This window comes from Gemmatimonadota bacterium, assembly GCA_026705765.1.
Classification (GTDB): domain Bacteria; phylum Latescibacterota; class UBA2968; order UBA2968; family UBA2968; genus VXRD01.
The window spans coordinates 55,452-76,402 of sequence record JAPPAB010000055.1 but is presented as its reverse complement, the minus strand read 5'-3'; the positions used below and the strand labels follow the sequence as shown (position 1 = coordinate 76,402).

15 protein-coding genes are annotated in these 20,951 nt (G+C 50.8%); 4 read left to right on the top strand and 11 right to left on the bottom strand.

The annotated features are described in order from the left end of the window. Nucleotides 1-18: 18 nt before the first annotated feature. Complete coding sequence (locus tag OXH16_07445; GenBank protein MCY3681215.1) at nt 19-3,018, bottom strand: heparinase II/III family protein; 3,000 nt, start codon at nt 3,016-3,018, stop codon at nt 19-21. A 154-nt stretch (nt 3,019-3,172) separates the two neighbouring features. Here OXH16_07445 and OXH16_07440 point away from each other — a divergent pair, with 154 nt between their 5' ends. The 3 genes from OXH16_07440 to OXH16_07430 all read left to right on the top strand — a co-directional run bounded on the left by OXH16_07440 (nt 3,173) and on the right by OXH16_07430 (nt 5,847). Beyond that, nucleotides 3,173-5,161 (top strand): hypothetical protein, encoded by a 1,989-nt coding sequence (locus tag OXH16_07440; GenBank protein ID MCY3681214.1) that lies wholly within the window; start codon nt 3,173-3,175, stop codon nt 5,159-5,161. A gap of 106 nt (nt 5,162-5,267) precedes the next feature. Next, complete coding sequence (locus OXH16_07435; protein ID MCY3681213.1) at nt 5,268-5,450, top strand: hypothetical protein; 183 nt, start codon at nt 5,268-5,270, stop codon at nt 5,448-5,450. Then, entirely contained in the window at nt 5,398-5,847 is a 450-nt protein-coding gene (locus OXH16_07430) for a hypothetical protein (GenBank protein MCY3681212.1), read from the top strand. The genes OXH16_07435 and OXH16_07430 overlap by 53 nt, the downstream gene beginning before the upstream one ends. Nucleotides 5,848-6,262: 415 nt before the next feature. Here the strand turns inward: OXH16_07430 and OXH16_07425 are convergent, their stop codons facing one another. The 6 genes from OXH16_07425 to OXH16_07400 all read right to left on the bottom strand — a co-directional run bounded on the left by OXH16_07425 (nt 6,263) and on the right by OXH16_07400 (nt 14,802). After that, nucleotides 6,263-6,820, bottom strand: a complete 558-nt coding sequence (locus OXH16_07425) for a hypothetical protein (protein MCY3681211.1) — start codon at nt 6,818-6,820, stop codon at nt 6,263-6,265. A gap of 44 nt (nt 6,821-6,864) precedes the next feature. Continuing rightward, nucleotides 6,865-7,059 carry a dockerin type I domain-containing protein gene (locus OXH16_07420; protein ID MCY3681210.1) on the bottom strand — a complete coding sequence of 65 codons (195 nt, stop codon included), beginning with the start codon at nt 7,057-7,059 and terminating at the stop codon, nt 6,865-6,867. A 334-nt stretch (nt 7,060-7,393) separates the two neighbouring features. Then, nucleotides 7,394-8,569 carry a hypothetical protein gene (locus tag OXH16_07415; GenBank protein ID MCY3681209.1) on the bottom strand — a complete coding sequence of 392 codons (1,176 nt, stop codon included), beginning with the start codon at nt 8,567-8,569 and terminating at the stop codon, nt 7,394-7,396. A gap of 76 nt (nt 8,570-8,645) precedes the next feature. Continuing rightward, complete coding sequence (locus tag OXH16_07410; protein MCY3681208.1) at nt 8,646-12,155, bottom strand: putative Ig domain-containing protein; 3,510 nt, start codon at nt 12,153-12,155, stop codon at nt 8,646-8,648. 401 nt (nt 12,156-12,556) lie between these two features. Continuing rightward, nucleotides 12,557-13,810, bottom strand: a complete 1,254-nt coding sequence (locus tag OXH16_07405; protein MCY3681207.1) for a cytochrome P450 — start codon at nt 13,808-13,810, stop codon at nt 12,557-12,559. Nucleotides 13,811-13,884: 74 nt separating this feature from the next. Further along, nucleotides 13,885-14,802: a hypothetical protein gene (locus OXH16_07400; GenBank protein MCY3681206.1), complete on the bottom strand. Its 918-nt coding sequence runs from the start codon at nt 14,800-14,802 to the stop codon at nt 13,885-13,887. A gap of 61 nt (nt 14,803-14,863) precedes the next feature. Here OXH16_07400 and OXH16_07395 point away from each other — a divergent pair, with 61 nt between their 5' ends. Further along, on the top strand, nt 14,864-15,130 hold the full coding sequence (locus OXH16_07395; protein ID MCY3681205.1) for a hypothetical protein: 267 nt from the start codon (nt 14,864-14,866) through the stop codon (nt 15,128-15,130). A 48-nt stretch (nt 15,131-15,178) separates the two neighbouring features. On the opposite strand, the gene groL is transcribed toward OXH16_07395, so the two are convergent. The 4 genes from groL to secA all read right to left on the bottom strand — a co-directional run bounded on the left by groL (nt 15,179) and on the right by secA (nt 20,947). Further along, nucleotides 15,179-16,804, bottom strand: coding sequence for a chaperonin GroEL (groL, locus tag OXH16_07390; GenBank protein ID MCY3681204.1), 1,626 nt, complete (start codon nt 16,802-16,804; stop codon nt 15,179-15,181). A gap of 18 nt (nt 16,805-16,822) precedes the next feature. Further along, on the bottom strand, nt 16,823-17,110 hold the full coding sequence (locus OXH16_07385) for a co-chaperone GroES (GenBank protein MCY3681203.1): 288 nt from the start codon (nt 17,108-17,110) through the stop codon (nt 16,823-16,825). Nucleotides 17,111-17,238: 128 nt separating this feature from the next. Further along, nucleotides 17,239-17,709, bottom strand: a complete 471-nt coding sequence (locus OXH16_07380) for a rhodanese-like domain-containing protein (GenBank protein ID MCY3681202.1) — start codon at nt 17,707-17,709, stop codon at nt 17,239-17,241. A gap of 19 nt (nt 17,710-17,728) precedes the next feature. Continuing rightward, entirely contained in the window at nt 17,729-20,947 is a 3,219-nt protein-coding gene (secA, locus tag OXH16_07375; protein ID MCY3681201.1) for a preprotein translocase subunit SecA, read from the bottom strand. Nucleotides 20,948-20,951 lie beyond the last annotated feature (4 nt).

Sequence of the window (20,951 nt, the reverse complement as noted above, 5' to 3'; positions counted from 1 at the left end):
TTGGTTCTCCTTTTAGCGTCAAGTCCATTCATAATCGACGGTTGCGCGCATTGTTGCGATTTCGCCATTGGCGATGTGAAGGTGTACGGCGTTTTGTATTTCGCACGGGTCGCCTGTGGAAATATCATAAACAAAGCCTTTTGTATAATCCTCGCGGGATGCGAGTCCCCGGATGAAGGAGGTGTCGCCCACTTCTACGCGCACTTTGTTTTTTTCCAAAGGTGCGATGTCGGAGATGGTGTAACAGGCGTCCCGAATGCCGTCGTTTAAGATCCGAAGTTGTGTGCCGATGAGGCGTTTGTCCGGGGGGAGAGTGCCTTCTATTTCGATCCAGGCGGGTCCGGTTTCTTCGCGGTGGAAGTCCGTTATGGTGCCGCGGTGAACTGGGGTGCTGATTCGCAGGGTCCCAGAGGTGGTGTTCACTTGCGTTCCGCCGACTAAGAAGATGGCTGTTTGTCCGTTTTCCTGGGATATGATTGCAAATCGGCCCGCGGCTGCGATGTTTTCGCTCAGGTGAAATGCGCGGTTCGGGTCGTCAGATGACAGGATATGATCTGTTCGGCCTGTTTGGGTTGTTATTCTTATAGCTGCTGCTGTTAGGTCGCGTTTTTCCAATCCGAGGTCGATGCGGGTGGCGTCTGCTATATGGGGCTGATCCTCGCGGTAAGGCTCTATGATGGAGGCGAAGAGGCTTTTTCGGTCTGAGCCGGTGTTGTGCAAGAGTACGTAGCGGATGCGCCGGGGGTTGCCGGGTTTGTTTTGGGGGGGATCGCCCCATGCAAGGGCCGCGTTTTCTGCGTTGGATAAGATGTGATAGCGGAGGTGTAATGGGATTTTTCCGTGCCGGGTTTTCCAGGTATCTGCGAGTTTCCAGTCTGCCGACCATCCGGCTGTGGGGTTCTCGGCGCGGTGAATGCCGTAGAGGTAGGCAAAGCCACTTCCGCGGTAGCGTCCGTCGGGTGGTCCGTCGTAGTGCGTGCCGAAGGAGATGGTTTCGCCCGCGTAGGTTCCCTTTTTCTGTGGGGTGAGATCAATGCCCCGGGTGCTTACGTCGCCTTCTCCGGCGTGGAAGCTCATGATGTGGTCGTTTCCGCCATCCACGCGGAAGAAGTCGATGAGGTAAGATTCGGTGGCGGATACGTCGATCATTGCGAGGGTGCGCCGATAGTCCTGTACGTCAGGGTATATTTCGGGGGATGCGATTTCGACGACGCCCACACCCTGCGAGGTGGCAAAATATTGGCAGTGTCCGATCCAGTTCCCTTCTTGCTGTTGCTGGTTTACCATTACTGTGTTGTGTGAGATGGTGTTTGTGGTCCACCCTGCCCGTTTGGGCCATTTGCTGTCGGCGTATTCGGGATATCCCAGGTCGGGTAATACGTCCATTCCGCGGTAGTACATTCCAATGTTCAACCGGTCTCGGTGGCCGTGTCCGCCGTTGCGCCCGTAATACAGCCAGGCCGCTCGCTGGTCATTTTCTTTGCCGTGCCGGAATACGGTGAGTCCATAGCCGTTCAGGTTTTCGCTTTTGAGTTCTAATTCGCCGTGTTGTTTTACGATGTGGAGGACGGTTTTCTGGATTGCTTCGGGATCGGCGTCGAAGATGGAGGTGTGCAGGCCTTCTACGCTGTTTCCGTTGAGTTTGTACGCGAGGCGCGCGAGGTCGGGGTCGCCGAGTCGGGCGAAGGCACTGATGACTGTTTCGAGATCTACGCTTGTCATCCCCTCGCCTCCGGTGTTGCCGGTGTCGCCGATGTGGGGGGTGTAGCGGTCCAGTGCGGTGAGGCGATAGGGCACGCTGTACATGCGTTTGAGGCGGGGATAGTCGCGGTATAGATCGTAGTCCCGGTATTTGCGACATTGATCCAGTATCCATGCACAGCGGGCAAATGCGTTCATCCAGCCGAAGCAATAGCCGGGGGCTGCTTCGTTGCCAACGCCGTCTCGATCCACTTCTCCGATCAGGGTTGCCGGGATGTGTCCCCCACCTGTGCCTCTGGATTCTCCGGGTTCAAAGAGCCAGTCGAGTGCTTTGGGCGTTTCTCGTGGGTCGTCCAGTACTGCCGCTGCTGTGGCCATGGCGGTTTGGGTCATGCCTTCGTTGCCGCGGATGCGCCGGTCTCGACAGGAGCGTATGAATTCTCGAAGGAGTCCGCGTTCGATGTTTTTGCGGATGTGGGCGATGTTCGATTTGGGCTGTGCGATCTGCCATTTTTCCGCTTGTGCGGATAGGAATTGGACGAGTTCATTGTCGTCTTCTATTCCTTCGGAGGTCATGTCGCAGGATAGGGATAGGGTCTCGGCCATGCCGTTTTCCCATATACAGCCTGTGATGCGGCCCATGCCCGTGCCGCCGTGGGAGTTGTAGAGGCCGAGGTCCGAGTAGGGGGTTAAGTCCATGTCGGGATAGACGTCTGCGATGCGGTCCAGGATGATGGCGCCTTTGTGGGCATAAGTGGTGTCGCCCGTGTAGAGATACGCTTTGCCCAGGGCGAGGGCGGCTGCTGGTAGTTCCTTCCATGTGCAATAATGGCTGTAGTAAGCGATGAACCACCAGCGGTTTCCCGATTCGTCGATCCAGCCCATGCCGTCATCTACTGCATAGTGTGGGTTGTTGGGGTGTTCGGCGTTGTATAGCAGGGTTTCATCGGCGAGGCTGCGGTCGAATACGCCACCGGATCCCAGGCCGCTTTTGTAAAATGCCTCGAAGTCGTTTTTGGGCCAGATTTCTCCGCACGACGGACATTCCAATTTGTAGGGGCGGTCCAACGATACTTTCCAGGGGTAGTTTCCGAATGCATAGACGTCTCTGCCGCATTCGGGACAGCCGAGGTCGGGGTTGACGTGGATGCCGCGGGGGATGGATTGTCCGGTGATCAGGTCCCAGATTTCACCATCGCTTCGCGCGATCCAGGGCGCGCATGTTTCGATTGTGGCATCTCGCTCAGCTTTTGCCCAGGCGTAGCGTTGGATGTTTCGCCGGGCATTGCTTATTTCTTCGGGTGTGTACAGTCCCATCGCGATGCTCCTTATTGGGTACCAGTGATAAATTTTTGTGGCTTGTTGCCGCTATGTGTGACTATATTAGGTCGCAAATTTACATGACATATTTCCAAATTCAAGAAAATTTGGGTTTGCTTCAAATGCGAAAAGCCCATTCTTCTAAAACACTATGGCCCTTCCCGAATCCCCGTCTCCCACATCTGAAGAAGCCCAGAGAAGAGCGGCGCGCATTACGCCTCGCAGTGTCGCGTTGGGGCTTCTGATTTCTTGTCTGGCGAGTGCATGGGTGACGTATTCCCGCACGGCTGCAAATACTTCCGCGGTTAATATTACGCATCTGCCGGTTTCTATTTTTGCTATTTTTTTGTGCGTTTTTATTGTCAATACGCTTCTGAAAATTCGGTTCGACAGACAGGGGCTGGCCCCTCGAGAACTGGCTGTTATTTTTGCGATGGGTCTGGTCGGTGCGATTATTCCCGCGCGTGGGTTGACCGGTGTCTGGCTGGGGCTGATGGCTGCGCCGCATTATCTGGCTACGCCGGAGAATGGGTGGATTGACAATGTTCAGCCCTTTCTTCCGCCGTATCTCTTTCCTTCCAATGATCACCAGCAGACGACGTTTTTGTACGAGGGTTTGCCATCTGGGGTGTCCATTCCGTGGGAGGTCTGGGTCGGTCCGATTTTCTGGTGGGTTACGCTGATTTTGGCGGGGTTTGTGGTGTGTTTTTGTATTGTGGTTATTCTTCGCAAGCAATGGGTTGAGAGCGAGCGTCTGGATTATCCCCTGCTCGCACCTGTTCTCGAGATGGTTGCGGAGACGCGCGATTCTTCGGGTCGAAGCGGTTGGCCGATCCTGTTTCGGGGGTATCTCTTTTGGATTGGTTTTGGGCTGGCGTTTGGGATTATCGGGTGGAATATTATTACTTATTTTTATACGACGGTGCCCCGCATTAGCATGAGTCCCAATGGCGGGCTTTTTTATTTTGCGCGCCTTTTTCCGCCGCTGTTGACACATCTTAATACTTATACGATTGGTTTTGGATATTTTGTCAATCTGGAGATTCTTTTTTCGATCTGGTTTTTCCACTTTTTGCTGATGGGCGAGATTGCGCTTATTCGGAAGACGGGTTTTCAGTTTGGGCGCATGCACCAGAAGGGCGGTGGATGGGGCGATCCCCTGGTGCAGTGGCAGTGTATGGGCGCGCTTTTTGTGTTTGTGGGCTGGGGGCTGTGGACTGCGCGGCGGCATTTGAAGGCGGTTTTCAGGAAGGCGTGGCATGATGATCCCGGTGTGGATGATGCGAATGAGCTTCTTTCTTACCGCACGGCTGTGATTGGTTTGATTGTGGGTGTGGCCTATATCGTGGCCTATCTTTTGAAGGCGGGGGTTGCGCCAGGGCTTTTGATGATTACGATACCGGCGGCGATTGTTATTTATATTGCGCTTGCCCGTTTTGTGTGTGAGTCGGGTACGCTGTACCTGGGTATTCCCACGACGCCTCTGGATATGGGTTTTCAATTGATCGGTACGGTTACGATTGATCCGAGGACGATTGCCGTGGGTTCTACGGCTCACGCGCTGCGCTGGATGCTGTTTATGCCGGCTCTGTCGCAGAATGCCAAAGTTTTTGATCGCGTGCCGGGCAATAAGCGCGCGCTTTTCTGGGTGTTGCTTTTGGGGTTGGTCGGCGCGCTGGTGGTCAATATTTCGATGGTGCTCTATCTGGGCTATACACACGGGGCGTACAATTTTACGGAGTATCCGTTTACCCGGTACGCGCCCCGTCTTTACGATGCGATTGTCACGAAGATCAAATCTCCCGAGCCGGCTTCATGGGAGCGGATGGTGCTGTTCGGCTTTGGGGGTTTCATTTTTGCGGTTCTCACAGCGCTTCGGTACCGCCTGCCCTGGTGGCCCATCCATCCCGTGGGTTTTATTATTACTACGACGAGTATTCTTCACGAGATTACGTCGCTTATTATTGTCTGGTTGTTTAAAGCTATTGTGATTCGGGTGGGTGGTGTGTCTCTTTATGAAAAATACCGTCCGCTCTTTTTCGGGATTATTGCAGGCAGGGCGACGGGGGTACTGGTTTCGTTTGTTGTGGATTTGATCTGGTTCCCCGGGGGTGGGCACGGGGTACACGGTTGGGCGTGAGGGGAAGTGAGGTGGGAAGTATGCACACTCCTCATTTATATGATTGTCTTTTGAGGAATTTAATCTATATTTCTTTACAAGAGCAATGGGGTCCCGGAGAAAGCACATGATACAAAAAGTCGTTCAAAAACGAAACCTGACGACGCATTCTCAGGCAAAAGAAGATCTGGCCTATTGGCTGAGCCGGCCCGCAGAAGAGCGGGTTTTGGCTGTAGAATATCTCAGGCGACAACACCATGGAAGTACAGGAAGACTTCAAAGAGTTGCTCGCGTTATTAAACGCGCATGAGGTTGAATATGTGATCGTGGGTGCTTACGCGCTTTCACATCATGGTGTACCGCGATACACCGGAGATTTGGACATTTTGATTCGGGCAGAAACCGAAAACGCGCGACGAATTTTAGATGCTTTATCTGAATTTGGATTCGGAAATCTGGAATTGACATTGACAGACTTTACCGTGCCGGATCATGTCATTCAACTTGGATATCCTCCCGTGCGTGTTGATCTGATTACGTCAATTACAGGTGTCTCATGGGAAGAAGTAGCAGAAAACAGGGAAACGGGAATATATGGCGGCATTGAGGTCTTTTATATCGGGCGACCTCAACTGGTGAAAAACAAACGTCTTGCTGGTCGCCAAAAAGATTTGGCCGACCTGGAGGCACTCGAAGAAAGCGACTAAAGATGACCGATGTGCTGTCCTCCATTCGTTTTTCCATCTCTTGAATAAACCGATCCACCTCATTGATTTGTTTTCCTCGTGAGGTTGCTTCCTCGCTCATGATTACTGACAACACTTTGTTGTAAGCAATGGTCTTCTTTCCAAAAAGTGCTCTGAATCGAATCTGAAATGTGGTCTCGTCAATCGCATCAATCCATCCCTTTTCCCATTGCTGTTTATTCTTGCTATCGTAATAGGTGACCACAACGTAGGCATCTTGAATGAGTGTGTTGGCATTGATCTCTGCGCCTTGCAGGTATGTGGCTGCATACGCGAGTGTGGGAGCCATCGCATTGAGCAAGAGGGCCGCCGTTACAAAGACAGCAGCTAATTTCATGCGGTCTTTCCTTTTGAGACTAATGCACTGGCAGCTAACTCAAAATCGAAGTGTAGCAACAGCGGATACTCTGCCATTGGGACCGGGCAACAGACCGATGGAGACACTACGATCCTTCGGTGGCTTTCGAGAAAACTCGGACATGATCGCCGCGCTGACAAAAGGGGCAATAAAAAGAGCTGGCCAGAGGTCTTCTTCAATGTAGAGGAGTGGAAGGCTTACTGCACCTCCGATCAAGCTACCTACCAATGAATACTTAAATTGATCGTAAGGATCAAATACGCTCATGCCAGCGGGCACGCCGACGAGATAGCCAACCCATCCACTAATTAAAGAATTTACGAATGGATCGTATGTTTCGTCCTCCCCGACATTTATTCCGATTGCGCCTCCCACAAGAGCGAAAAGTGCTCCCCCCAGGACACCACCTGCCAACTTACCAACAATCCGTCTAGATTGGTTTTCTTTTTTTACAGAAAGCGTATCTATTGTCTCTTTAAGTCTGTCAATTTCACCAGCTTCAAGAACCACTCCTGCTATCAGGACCTGGGACAGACATAGTCCCAAAATCAGAACGATTGCTGTTAGATGTGTCATGGTGAATTCCTCCTGAAAAAGAGTTGTCTCCTGCCCGAAAAAAATCAACCATCATTGGGAAAGTGACTTGAAAATATCAGAAAATCGGCAGTATCAACGGTCCCATCGCCATTCAGATCCATCTCACTATTAAAACCATCCTCACCTTCGGATAGACCAAACGCTACCACAAAAAGTAAATGATCTGACGTATTGACTGCACCATCACCGTTAAAATCACCCATCAGACTGACAGCCATACTGAAACTTTCAGTTGCAGTCTTGTTGGCATGATCGGTCGCAGTCACAGTAAGTGTGAAAGTGCCTGTCTGTGTTGGTGTGCCAGTGATTTGTCCGCTGCTCGAATTGATAGTAAGACCAGAGCTTGTGGCAGGATTGCTGGACAGGGCATACGTGTATGGCGTCTGACCCCCTGATACTGACACCTGAATGTAAAGGGCACTGCATAAATAGGGAAAACCCGGTCCACACGACTGCGTTTCTGGATATCTTGAGGATATTTCTGAAGAATAGGATGAAAAGATATGGGTTGTTTTGACGCACTTCGGCTCTATACTTGAATCATTTGCATCGTTAGAAGTTGAATGTGAGTATGGCGCGAAGCCCTTTTGCAGATGTGCCTGTCTGCCGCGGCCAAGCAGGCAGGGGTGCAAGGCTCAGGTTGAGGCGTTGAGGGGACACCTCAACCCATTTATCTGATTTGTTCGCACCAATCAGCGTGGAAATAATAACGGTTGATGGAACGGCTACCACCCCAAATAGTAATATGCCCAGACCATCCATACTGCCAGGATTATGGGATTCGACTTTGTTCGCATATTCGTATGAAACTGTAAAGATGGCAAGTCCAGCACCAAGCCCGATTATAAAGCCCTTGCCAGTGTTTCTATACTGTCCCACGCTTACCTCGATATGAGAAATTGAAGAGATAGGTACTTCATAAAATGTTGTATCTCCTATATCCCCTTGGGAACGAATCCGACGGGGCAAAGTTGTAGGTTCTACCTGCATAATCAATGTGTCTTGCATCATTTTAATCAGCCTGCCAACCATCTGTTCCTTCTGAATTGACGGGGCATGCACACGCACGCGAACATTGTATTGAGCACCAGTTTCTCGGTATCGCTCAATCTCTCGCATCTGTTTAGCAACAATCAAGGTATCCATGTCGTTGTAGGCGATGTTATAGGCCTCAGACCTATCTCTGAGTGTGATACGGCTCGAATCCTTATAGACAATTCGACCAGTTGCTGTTCCTCTGATACTTTGAGAGGTATAGACGATGTGGGCATACCCTCCCTTTGTGATCACTGATAGATCAATCTGGTCCCCTGACGTGACCCATACCGTCTTTTGATTGAGCCTTTGAACCGCCTGCGCTATCCCTTGCGTTCTTGCTTCGCGTTTGCTCACCTCTGGAATAAGTCGGTCCACTTCGTGCTTTACTCGTGTGGTTGCTCCCTCGCTCATGATCACAGATAGGACCTTGTCATAAGCAATGGTCTTCTTGCCGAAAAGGGCTCTGCTACGAAGGGTAAAGGCGGTTTCACCGATGGCATCAATCCAACCTTTATACACTTGCTGTTCGTCGTTGCTATCGCAATAGATGACAGCAACATAAGCATCTTGAATCAGCGTATTCGCATTGACCTCTGCGCCTTGCAGGTGTATGGCTGCATGTGCAAGGGTGGGAGCAGTCACATTGAGCAAGAGGGTCGCGGTTATAAAGACAGCAGCTAATTTTTTCATGAGTTTCTCCTTTTGAAACAAATGTACCTCATTGATTCCGCTCAAAAGTCAATAAGCTGTCTCCTGACCAAGAAAGTCAATTAGCATTGGGAAAGTGACTTGAAAATATCAGAAAATCGGCAATATCAATGGTTCCATCACCATTCAGATCCATCTCACTATTAAAACCATCCTCACCTTCGGATAGACCAAATGCGGCTACAAAAAGTAAATGATCTGACGTATTGACTGCACCATCACCGTTAAAATCACCCATCAGACTGACAGCCATACTGAAACTATCAGTTGCAGTCTTGTTGGCATGATCGGTCACAGTCACAGTAAGTGTGAAAGTTCCTGTCTGTGTGGGTGTGCCAGTGATTTGTCCGCTGCTCGAATTGATAGTAAGACCGGCACCTGTGGCAGGGTTGCTGGACAGGGCATACGTGTATGGCGTCTGACCTCCTGACGCTGAGACCTGAATAGGGGTAATAGCACTGTTGGTCACAGCACTGATCTTGACTGTTATATCATCTGTCTCTGCGACTGTCAGTGCCGACGAAACGGGCTTGGAAGCAGGCGCATTTACCGTCATAGTGAAAGAACGGCTACCCGTGATGGGGGCCGCAGTACCTCCTGCCCCTCCACCTGGCGTCTCTTGCACATGCACGCCAATGGTGAACGCGCCACTTTCTGTGGGTGTACCTGTGATGCGACCAGTTGAGGAATCGATACTGATACCTGAGGGCGCACCGGATATAGAATACCGATATGTCCCTGAACCGCCAGACACAGAGACCTGGATGGCAGTAATCGCGTGATCCTGTTTCACGGTGACATCTGATATTGGCGCAACATTTAGGCCCTGGGAAACAGATATTTGAAACGAGATCGACTCACTTTGGCTGTCATGGCTTTCTACCTTCACGTTTAAGGTAAACGTGCCACTCAGGGTGGGTGTGCCAGTGATGAGACCACTGTCTGAAATCGTGATAATTTGTGGCGCGCCGGATAGGGAATAAGTATAGGGTTCCCACCCACCAGAGGCATTGACCTGAATAGGGGTAATCCCCTTATATTGCTTTTCAGTTTTATCATCTATGGATGCGACTGTGAACGATGAGGTATTGTTTTCGCTGTTCGTCACAACCACATCAACCAATGTATCCGTGCCTTGCCGTTTTAAACCGGCCACCGCATGTTGAATATCACAGTTCATCATGGTCAAAGTGCCGTAATTGCGGATGCCATACCAGTCACCAGACGCGGGGGTTGCACTGTCGGAACGAAATACAACTCGCTGGTCGCTTGTTCCATTGGCGGTTATCTTTCCATAGTTAATAATATCGACGCGATTTGCATCTTGCCTGTCGTGAATATCTCGATTAGGATAGGCTTTGATCGTTGTGCCAGCCTGAATCGTCAGAGTTGCGCCAGGGTAGATCACAATATCACCAATCAGCTTTATCGTATCCTGCCAGGTAACGTTTTGCACAATTGGGAATTGTTGGAACCACCGTTCACTGTTTTCATCATGTCGTAAAATTGGTCCCGTTATTGAAACTACTTGACCATAAGGAACATTAGTATGTGGATAACTATTTTCACTATCCGACATACCCCAACTATCCTTATGTGTTGGCCCTATAGGAGATTCATCATACCTTTCCGCAGAGCCAGAGGATGGAACGTCCAAGGTTCCCCACCTTGCTCCAGTACCTAACCAACTCATTTCAGGTGGCAAACCCTTATTGGGTTGATTAGGGTCGGGATTAGGCAGAAATATTAAATCATAAGATTGTGCATCCTCACGATTTGTGTCCTCAATATTGGTACTCAGGACAATACCACTCTTTGTCATATCTTCATCTCCAACCAGCGAGAGCCCGGGCTTGCCAGGATCCGGATAAGAGCCCCCTGTAGGATAACCACCATGGGAACCTGCCCCTATATACACAACTGGATGGGTTCCGCCTTCTGCTGGGGCAAAATCTACCTGAGGGTCAAACACCCTTCCACCAATGCTGTTATAGGTTAGACCGTTGTTATGAAATTTGTAGTCAATTCCAACGAGTTCTGCCATATCTGGTTCATGAGATGTTACAATAACATTAATATGTTGCCAGTCCCCTTCGTGGTTGTTTTGAAAATCATTAAAGGGATAAAAGTAATAATACTGTATGACGACATTACTACCAGATTCAAAAATATGCACATAAGCTGTGTTGGAAAACTCAGAATTATCCCCACGTTTAGCCCCAGAGCCAGTATATGTGTTGTTCCAGCTTACTTTGTCGTTACCGGGATATTCAAAATGTGCATAAACTCTTGATGTACTAACAATCCCTATTATAATTGGCGAGGTCAAATATAACTCTTCAGGTATAGATGCAAACTGATTCTGTGAAAAATCAATATCAAGATATTGATTCTGATAAGCATTAATCAGAGCAGTAAGTGGTTGCGGTATACCCGGCAGTGCCATTTCTGATTTTAGGGCGTCATAAGAGAAATCAAGGCTATTCAGTCTGTGTCCTGCTGCATCCGCAAAATGAAACCATAAATTATCAACAGACTCTGCACCCATGATCTCCACAGGTTCGGGAAAGAGCACGATGCGGTTTTTGCGCGTTGGATGTTCTGTCAAAATTAAAATCGGAGAAAATTTCTCGGCAAGTTCTATCGAATAAACGCTCATCTTGAAACTATGCTCCCCTGTGCTACCACGCGTATCAGTCACCGTCACAGTAATTGTAGAAGTCCCGGCCTGTGAGGGGCTGCCTGTGATGCGATTATCATCTGACAAAGAGATACCTGAAGGTGCGCCAGATATAGAATACGTATAGGGTTCCCAACCTCCGGATGCGGATAAATGAATCGGGGTAATCGAGCTGTCCTGCTCGACAGTTTTATACGCTATGGGTGAGACGTTCAGTGCTGGACGAATCGTTATATTCAGGTCCTGACTCATACTCTGATCTGCTTTATCCCGCACTACGACTCTTACTGTGAAAGTCCCATTCTCTGTAGGTGTGCCTGTGAGGGTTCCCGATGAATCAATAGAAAGACCATCAGGTGCTCCCTCTGTTTCTATTTCATCTGTTTCTATTTCATACGTATAGGAGGGTCGGCCTCCGGATACACTTATCTGAGGTGGCGTAGATGTTAATGAGGTCCAGATGGAACTGTCTTCTGTGCCCTTTATATCTTCAGGCCACGTTACTGTCAATGGCGGCAGTGTCGGCGTGGCACTCACGCTGACGGACGTGCCATTTCCAGTCGCATTCACCGCACGCACCTCAAAGGTGTACGCGGTGTCATTTATCAGGTTCTCTACCGTGTGACTGGTTGTGTTCTTATTGCTATTGGCAATATTTGTCCAGTCCGGTGACCAATTGCTGCCGCCATCTGTGCTCTGCCGATACTGATATGTGGTGATGCTCTCATTATTCGGGTTATCCCAACTCAGCGTCACCTGTTGATCCCCTGCTACCGCAGCGAGGTTTGTCACCGCAGCAGGAGCAGACGGGGATTGGGCAGAAACATGTCCAGAGACCAGGATAACACTTATGGCTATGGAATACAATACGGATTGCAGGTTCGGCATATTACTCTCCTTACAATGTGAAAATTTTAATGCGGTCACTTGTCTTAACCCTTTTATATGCAAAATGCGTGCCAACAATCGTTTTCAAACAAAAAAAAGCACTTGAATGTGCTCAAGTGCTTGAAAAATAATGAGATAAAATTTAAGAATTATTTGTGCTACGCCTACGAGATTCTGGCGCAAGTGCATCCGCCAGGATGCACCTATAACCGCTTATTTACGTGAAATCAAAATAAATATTTGATTTATAGGAAGATAAGAAAAGTGCATCCGCTGGGATGCACTGCATCCGCCAGGATGCACCTGTTTTGCGTTTATTTTAATCCAATCAGTATGAAGTGTGAGATGAAGTACCAGCCTTTTGGGGGTTGGGTGGCCTTCTAACTTCTTCCTTCTTACTTTTAACTTTTTTCCACCTCCACCCACAATTCGTTTAGCCCACGCAAGGTGATCTGGTGCCGGCGCACGGGTTCGGCGCTTAGTCGAATTGAGGCGTATCGCTTTAGCAGGGCGGCAAAGGCTACTTTGGCTTCCATTACGGCAAGCGACGCGCCCAGGCAGTAATGGATGCCGCGTCCGAAGGAGAGGTGGCTCGTTTTCTTTCGACCTATGTCCAGGGTATTGGGATTGGAAAACACGGCGGGGTCGCGGTTTGCAGCGCCGATCAGGGAGATGACGGGTTGGCCTGCGCGGATTCGCTTGTTGCGGATTTCCACATCTTCAAGCGCGATGCGCCGGTCCATCTGAACGGGTGGGTCGTATCTGAGGAACTCGTGTATTGCCAGGTCCAGCAAGGCGGGCTGGCGGCGGAGACGCTGGAATTGGTCGGGGTTTTTCAGGAGGGCGAGCATGCCGTTGCCGATCAGGTTGCGCGTTGTTTCGTTGCCGGCCACGAGCAAGAGGATCAGGGTTGTCACCAGTTCTGCGTGCGTCAAGCGGTCGCCCGCTTCTTCTGCGGCTACGAGGTCACTGGTCAGGTCGGCCTGTGGTTTGCGCCGCCGTTGCGCTATGATTTCCTCGAAGTACGCTTCCAACTCCACCCGGGCCTGTCGCGCCCGTTTGATGTTTTCGTCGTCGAGGATCGGTTCGATGCTGAGTGAAATCAGATTTGACCACGCTTTGAACCGGCTCAGGTCCTCGGTGTGGACCCCCAGCATTTGGGCGATGACAATAACCGGCAGGGGAAATGCGAAGGCGTTCATCAGGTCGAAGCGGGTTTGTCCTTCGATGGCGTGCAGGAGGTCGTCGGCGATTTGTTCGACTTTGGGCTGAAGAGCTGCGACGGATTTGGGGGTGAATGCCCTGGAGACCAGGGCGCGCAGCCGGGTGTGGTCGGGGGGATCGAGGGCGAGCATGCCCAGAGGGCCGATGCGGACATAGGTATCGGTGGGCAGTCCCTGGTTGGAAAAACGCGCGTGATCCCGCAAAATGGCATCCACGTCCCGATAGCTGCTTATCGCCCATGAATCGATCAGTCTCATGCGGTGAATTGGGTCTTTGTGACGCAATTGTTCGTACAGGTCGTACGGATAGGCGAGAACTTCGTCGGATCCGGGGTGGTAGGCAACGCCCGATTCGAGGCGTTCATAGGTGAGTAGCGCCCGTGCGGCGAGTGGCTTGAGACTGTTCTCAATTGCCCGAATTATTGAAGTCATCGTTGCGTTCCTTCACACAAAAGCCCCGTTTGACCTTTGTCAGACGGGGCTTTCAATATTGGCGGGTATATGCTTCAGGCGTTCTTCAGGGCATTTACCGCTTCTATCAATCGCCGATCGGCTTTGTAGCGCAACTCTAAGATCGCGTCTATATCCGATAGTGCGTTGGACTCGGCCTGTAGGCGACACACGTCAATGCGGTCTGACAGGGCATTCATGACTACGTCGAGCAACATCAAATCTGTGATATCGTCGGCAACCATACACTCATCGGCCAGAATCTTGCGGATCATTTTCAGGGGTTCTTTGAGCGCGTCGGCGTCCGGGAAGGGTTCTCGTGTTCCATTGTTGACCAATTCGGGGGATAAACTGCCGAGGAAACCTTCGCTGATAAATTGCCGGGTTTTGTCTTCGGTCCACGATTGTGCCAATATTTGTGTCAATCTGTTCGATGGTTGATCGGGTTTCTGGCTGCGATTGCGACCGCGATCGCTTGTGCGCTTTGAAGATCGCTGTTTGTTCTGGTCGCTCTGATTGCGTCCTTTAGGAGGACGAGACACTTTGCGGGTATCTTGCACATTGCGTGTGTCTTCTTTTTTGGGTTCTTCGCGCTTGTTCTGAGCAGGCGTTTCAGTTCGCGCTTGCGGTGGTGTTTCTGGCTCCGCAGATGCTTCAACGGGTTGGCTTTCTGCATTCGCGTCCTGCCGTCGCGTGGGTTGAGCAGGTGTGCTTACGCCTGCGTGATCTTCCCAGCCAATTGGAGCCGACCGCCTTGTTCGACGCCCCCATTGCATTTCTTCTGTTTGCACATTCTCTGGGGTCTCTTGAGGCGTTTGCGCGGCTTCTACAGCTTTTTGATTTTGATCAACAATTTTTGCTTCGGCCTTTTCCTCTTCTCTACGCCGTCTGGATGGCGGCGATGAGATTACCGTGCGCTCTTCCTGCGCGGCAGGCCTTTCGACCTTTTTCGCAGGTTTTTTTGCTTTTTGCACAGGTTTTTTTGCTTTTTGCTTTTTGGCTGTTTTTTTAGATGGCTGCTTTTTCGCAGGTTTTTTGGACGATCGCTTTTTTGTTACACGCGGTGTAGAAGACCTGGTGTTCGCTTTCTTTGCTGGCTTTTTGGCTGTTTTTTTGGTTGCCTGCTTTTTTGACGGACGTTTTGCCTTTTTTGCTGTGGATGTCGCGCCTTCAGTTTCCCGAGGTTCTTCAGTCTGTGTTTTCGCTTTTGCCATAATTTCCTTTCGTCAAATTTGGTTTAAGTCTTTGCATAATATAGATAAAACTGCCCACAAATTCAACCAAACACAAAAAAAAGGCTGACCATTAGTCAGCCTTTTGTGGAGGTTGAGCATATTTTGACAGCTCGATTTAGTGCATGTGCCCGTGATGGGGGTCGTGGGCGGGCGCTGCACCTTCGTTTTCTTCTGGGATATCTGTCACCAGGGCTTCGGTTGTCAATAACAATCCCGCGATGGACGCTGCATTTTCCATCGCAGTGCGCACCACTTTTGTGGGGTCAATTACACCGGAATCTACAAGGTCTTCGTATTGCTCGGTGCGTGCATTAAACCCGTAAGCGCCTTCGCCTTCGTTCACTTTTTGCACGACGAGGCTGCCTTCTATGCCGGCATTATCGGCGATTTGACGCAGGGGGGCTTGCAGTGCGCGACGCACGATATCCACACCTGTGCTCTGGTCGCCCTGCACGTCCGTTTCGTCTAATGCGCCAAGGCTGCGCAGGAGAGCGACTCCGCCGCCAGGTACGATGCCTTCTTCAACAGCCGCGCGCACGGAGTGAAGTGCGTCTTCGACGCGGGCTTTCTTTTCTTTCATTTCTGTTTCGGTTGCCGCACCAACGTTGATGACGGCCACACCGCCGGCCAATTTTGCCAATCGCTCTTCGAGTTTTTCGCGGTCATAGTCAGAGGTGGTCTCTTCTATCTGCCGACGAATCTGACTCGTCCGCCCTTGAATATCAGCTACGGATCCCACGCCTTCTACGATTGTGGTGTTGTCTTTGTCGATTACCACGCGCTTGGCCTGCCCGAGGTCGCTAATTTCGACGTTTTCGAGTTTTATGCCGAGGTCTTCCGTTATCACGCGCCCACCTGTCAGGACGGCGATATCACCCAGCATTTCTTTGCGGCGGTCGCCATATCCCGGTGCTTTTACCGCACAGGCGGCGAGGGTGCCGCGCACTTTGTTGACGACAAAAGTGGCGAGGGCTTCACCTTCGACGTCTTCGGCGATTACCAGAAGCGGCTTGCCTGCACCGGCGACTTTTTCGAGGAGAGGCAACAGGTCGTTCATGTTTGACAATTTTGCCTCGTGAATAAGGATCAGCGCGTCTTCCAGTATGGCTTCCATGTTTTCCTGATCGGTCACAAAATAGGGCGATAGATAACCGCGGTCAAACTGCATCCCTTCAACCACATCCAGCGTCGTCTCGATGCTTTTGGCCTCTTCGACTGTGATTGTGCCGTCTTTGCCGACTTTGTCCATTGCATCGGCTATAATTTCGCCGATGCTGCTGTCACTGTTGGCGGAAATTGTCCCTACCTGTGCAATTGAGTTGCGGTCTTTTACCGGCTGGCTCTGGTCTCCCAGTGCTTTGACCACGGTTCCGACAGCCGCGTCGATGCCGCGTTTGAGGTCCATCGGGTTGGCTCCGGCAGTCACATTGCGCAAGCCTTCACGGAAAATCGCTTCGGCGAGTACGGTCGCTGTGGTTGTGCCGTCGCCTGCAATGTCAGAAGTCTTGGAGGCGACTTCTTTGACCATCTGTACGCCCATGTTTTCGTAAGCGTCTTCGAGTTCAATTTCTTTTGCTACGGTCACGCCGTCTTTTGTCACGGTGGGGGATCCCCAGGATTTGGCGACAACCACATTTCTTCCAGCAGGTCCCAACGTGGCTTTCACGGCCTTGCTCAAGAGCGTTACACCGTCGAGAATACGCTCTCGAGCATCTATTCCATAGGCAATCTGCTTTGCCATAACATCAATCTCCTCGCGTTATTGAATAATGCCCAATACGTCGTCTTCGTTTACGATTACGTACTCATCGCCGTCAACTTCAATTTCTGTGCCGGCGTATTTGCCAATTAAAATTTTTTCCCCAGATTTTACTCCTGGCGCAATCACATCGCCGTTTTTATTCCGTTTGCCCGGTCCAACGGCTATGACTTCTGCCTCCTGAGGCGTTTCCTTCGCAGTATCGGGGATGATTATGCCCCCCTTCATCTGCTCATCAGCATCCACCCGTCGCACCAGAATGCGATCGGAAAGCGGACGGACATTCATGAAGCCCTCCTTGAAAAACAGTTAAGTGTAATAAATTTAATTGTTTATGTATTATTAGCAATTCGTCCTTTTGAGTGCTAAGGCGGGAAAATATACAAGTGCGCTAATATTTTTGCAAGTGAAAAGGGCTACATATCAGCCAACTTCGTTTTTTTCTGGGCCAATACTTTTTCCAGATGATCAATTTGCTCTTTGAGTCGTTCAGGGGTTTCTGGCGCGCCTGTTTCTTCCGGTGGCGGTGGTATTTCAGCTGGCAGATGCGCATCTTCCCAATCCCCGTATCCGCCGTCCATCGAGATCACTTTTTCGTATCCCAGGGCTTGCAGGGTTTCGCCAGCGAGGAGGGATCGCACGCCGCCTGCGCAGATTACGATGACTTCACGCGATTTGTCGGGCATTGTCGCTTCTGCCTGGTATTCCAATTCTCCGCGGGGTATGTGTACAGATCCTTTCAGGTGCCCGCGCTCCCATTCATCGAGTCCTCGCACGTCGAGTAATACGGGATTCTTGCCCTCGTTCAAATACGCGTGTACTTCCTGTACTGTCATTTCCGGAATATTTTGACGCGCATCATCCAGCAAATTTTCACGCGACTTCATACGGTTATCTCCTCATTGCTTAAGCTCTTCCATGGCAGTGTTTGTACTTTTTTCCACTTCCACACGGACACGGCGCGTTTCGCCCTACCTTTTTTTCAACGCGCACGGGCTGTTTTTTCGGCGCATCGCCTTCTGTAGAATTGGCGGTCAATTCATCTTGACCGGGTTCGGGCATGCCGGCAAAGCCCATTCCCGTGGCATCGCGGTGTTCCAATGACAGGCGTGCGGGCTGTTGGGTGCGCGGTTGTGCGGGTGTTTCTTCGACGGAAATGCGGAATAACAAGCGCAGGGTTTCGCGGTTGATGTCTTCGAGCAGTGCCACAAACATTTCATAACCTTCGCGCTTGTATTCGATCAATGGATTTTTTTGTCCATAACCGCGAAGGCCAATGCCCTCTTTCAGATCGTCCATCTCGCGGAGGTGTTCTTTCCACTTCTCATCAAAGACGCTCAGGTAAATCATGCGCTCTATCTGGCGCATGCGGTCTTCCCCAAGGACCCGTTCACGGCGATCATAGGCCTCGCGAATTCCGCGCAATACGCGATCTCGCAAACCCGCTTCGCGCAATTGGGGCAGGTCTTCATCGGGTATGATGGGGGCTTGCAAAAATACATTGCGCAAATCTTCCATCAAGCCGTCGAAATTCCAGTCTTCGGGATGTGCGTCGGGCGGTATATGAATATCGAGTAGTGCATCGATGGTTTCGTCGATCATTTCGCTGATCATCGCCGATATATCTTCTTCTTCCAGCGCGTGTCTGCGTCTGTCGTAAATCACTTCGCGCTGTTGATTCATGACGTCGTCGTAATCCAGCACCTGTTTTCGAAATTCAAAATTGCGCGCTTCAACCCGTTTTTGCGCGGTTTCAATGGACTTTGTCACCCAACTGTGTTCGATTACTTCGCCTTCTTCGGCGCCCAGACGGTCCATGACGCGGGCGATGCGCTCGGATCCAAATAGGCGCATCAAATCGTCTTCCAGTGAGATGAAAAACCGCGAACTTCCCGGGTCTCCTTGCCGCCCAGAGCGACCGCGCAATTGCCGGTCAATGCGCCGGGATTCGTGTCGTTCGGTGCCGATAATATTCAATCCACACGGGACTTCATCCCGGCATCCGTATTTGTCTATGTAAGGACACAGGGGCCGGGTGTTATCGGGATCTGCAATCAATGCACACTGGTGCTCATCGGGTGCTTTTATGACGCCGGGTCCCAGTTTGATGTCTGTGCCGCGCCCGGCCATATTGGTCGCTATTGTCACGGCACCGGGTTGCCCGGCTTGCGCGATGATCTGCGCTTCTTGTACATTTTGTCGGGCGTTGAGTACCTGGTGTTTGATTTTTTTGCGCGTGAGCATCCGCGAAATCAACTCGGAGGTTTCAACGGAGATTGTGCCGACCAGGACGGGCAATTTTTGTTCGTGCAAGTGTACGATTTCGTCGAGCAGGGCATTGTATTTTTCGCGTTTTGTGCGGTAGATCCAGTCGTTGAAGTCGATGCGGCGCACCGGCTCATGCGTTGGGATTGCCACCACATCGAGCTTGTAGATTTGATGAAATTCTTCGGCTTCTGTTTCGGCAGTGCCCGTCATGCCCGCCAGTCGGTCGTAGAGGCGGAAGTAATTTTGCAGGGTAATCGTTGCCACGGTTTGGGTGTCGCGTTCGACTTTTACCTTTTCTTTTGCTTCCAATGCCTGGTGCAATCCATCGGCAAAACGGCGTCCGGGCTGGGGCCGTCCCGTAAATTCATCGACGATGACGACCTTGCCGTCGTCGATCATATATTGCACGTCTTTTTCGTACAGAGAATAGGCTTGCAATAATTTTCGCACGCTGTGGATGGCCTCATTCTTTTCTCCGTAGTCCTGATAGGCGGCTTCCTTTGCGTGGTCTTTTTCGGCATCGGATAGCGTTTTATTTTCTTCGATATCCCGAAGTACTTCGTCGAGGTCTGGCAATACAAAGTCGTCTGGATTGCGGCTGATTTCGTCGCGTCCCTTTTCTGTCAGGTCAATGATGTGGCTTTTTTCATCGATGCTAAAATAGAGGTCTTCGTCCAGTTCTCCGGTGCGCTTGTCGCGGATATAATCGGATTCAACCCGCTGCACGAGGCGTTTGATGCCCTCTTCCTGAAGTCGCTTCATGAAGCGACTATTTTTGGGCATTCCGCGCTGAACCTGCAATAACAAGATGCCTGCTTCGTATTCGTCGCCAGACTCGAGTTCTTCTTCTGCTTGCTTTAAAATATTGTTTACGATTCGGGTTTGAGCGCGTACCAATTTTTCGACCAGCGGACGCATTTCTTCATACCGATGCGATGAAGATTCCGATACGGGTCCCGAAATGATCAGCGGTGTGCGCGCTTCGTCAATCAGGATGCTATCTACTTCGTCGATAATTGCAAAATAGTGCTCGCGCTGTATCAGGTCTTCGGAGCGAATCGCCATGTTGTCGTAGAGGTAGTCAAAACCAAACTGGTCTTTTGTGCCGTACACGATATCCATGAGACAGGCGTCTTTGTGGTCACACGCGCGCATGCGATACCCGTCTTTCCCCTCTTCTTCCATAATAAAACCTTCGGCACCCAGTGCGCGGTCCTGAATGACGCCTACGGTGAGGTCCAGGAATAAATACACGGGTCCCAGCCACATGGCGTCGCGCTTGGCCAGGTAGGAGTTTACGGTGACGAGATGCACACCGCGCCCGAGCAAGCCGTTCAGGTACAGAGCCAGGCCTGCAGCCAGTGTTTTGCCTTCGCCCGTGGCCATCTCGGCGATTTTGCCCTGATGCAATACGGTCGCACCGATCAATTGCACATCGTAGGGTATTTCATGCCACACGATTTGATCGCCAGCCCGGTCCCAGGACTTCTCCCGCTCTTTGAAGCGGCGACACGTTTCCTTAAAGACGGCAAATGCCTCTGGATGGATTTCATCGAGCACATCGCGCTCAATATCCTTGATTTCGGCTTCGACTTCGGCAATGGCTTCCAACTGTTCGGTGCGGTCTTCGTCTCGCTGCATCGCGTCCAGTTCTTCCTTGAGCTGAGTGAGATGCTTTTGAGCATCGTCGGCCGCTTCAGCGATGCGCGTGCGGAATTCCGCTGTTTTGCCCTTTAATGCCTCGTCGGACAAAGAGGCATATTCTTCGTAGAGTTGATTAATTTCATCCACAATCGGTTGCATTTTCTTTACGTCCCGATCGTGTTTGCTGCCGAAAATTTTTGTCAGGAAATTCATGGTG

Excerpts from the sequence above, each read along its gene's own strand:
- OXH16_07445 (MCY3681215.1), bottom strand. The coding sequence starts at position 3,018 with ATGGGACTGTACACACCCGAAGAAATAAGCAATGCCCGGCGAAACATC.
- OXH16_07440 (MCY3681214.1), top strand. The coding sequence starts at position 3,173 with ATGGCCCTTCCCGAATCCCCGTCTCCCACATCTGAAGAAGCCCAGAGA.
- OXH16_07435 (MCY3681213.1), top strand. The coding sequence starts at position 5,268 with ATGATACAAAAAGTCGTTCAAAAACGAAACCTGACGACGCATTCTCAG.
- OXH16_07430 (MCY3681212.1), top strand. The coding sequence starts at position 5,398 with ATGGAAGTACAGGAAGACTTCAAAGAGTTGCTCGCGTTATTAAACGCG.
- OXH16_07425 (MCY3681211.1), bottom strand. The coding sequence starts at position 6,820 with ATGACACATCTAACAGCAATCGTTCTGATTTTGGGACTATGTCTGTCC.
- OXH16_07420 (MCY3681210.1), bottom strand. The coding sequence starts at position 7,059 with ATGGCTGTCAGTCTGATGGGTGATTTTAACGGTGATGGTGCAGTCAAT.
- OXH16_07415 (MCY3681209.1), bottom strand. The coding sequence starts at position 8,569 with ATGAAAAAATTAGCTGCTGTCTTTATAACCGCGACCCTCTTGCTCAAT.
- OXH16_07410 (MCY3681208.1), bottom strand. The coding sequence starts at position 12,155 with ATGCCGAACCTGCAATCCGTATTGTATTCCATAGCCATAAGTGTTATC.
- OXH16_07405 (MCY3681207.1), bottom strand. The coding sequence starts at position 13,810 with ATGACTTCAATAATTCGGGCAATTGAGAACAGTCTCAAGCCACTCGCC.
- groL (MCY3681204.1), bottom strand. The coding sequence starts at position 16,804 with ATGGCAAAGCAGATTGCCTATGGAATAGATGCTCGAGAGCGTATTCTC.
- OXH16_07385 (MCY3681203.1), bottom strand. The coding sequence starts at position 17,110 with ATGAATGTCCGTCCGCTTTCCGATCGCATTCTGGTGCGACGGGTGGAT.
- OXH16_07380 (MCY3681202.1), bottom strand. The coding sequence starts at position 17,709 with ATGAAGTCGCGTGAAAATTTGCTGGATGATGCGCGTCAAAATATTCCG.
- secA (MCY3681201.1), bottom strand. The coding sequence starts at position 20,947 with ATGAATTTCCTGACAAAAATTTTCGGCAGCAAACACGATCGGGACGTA.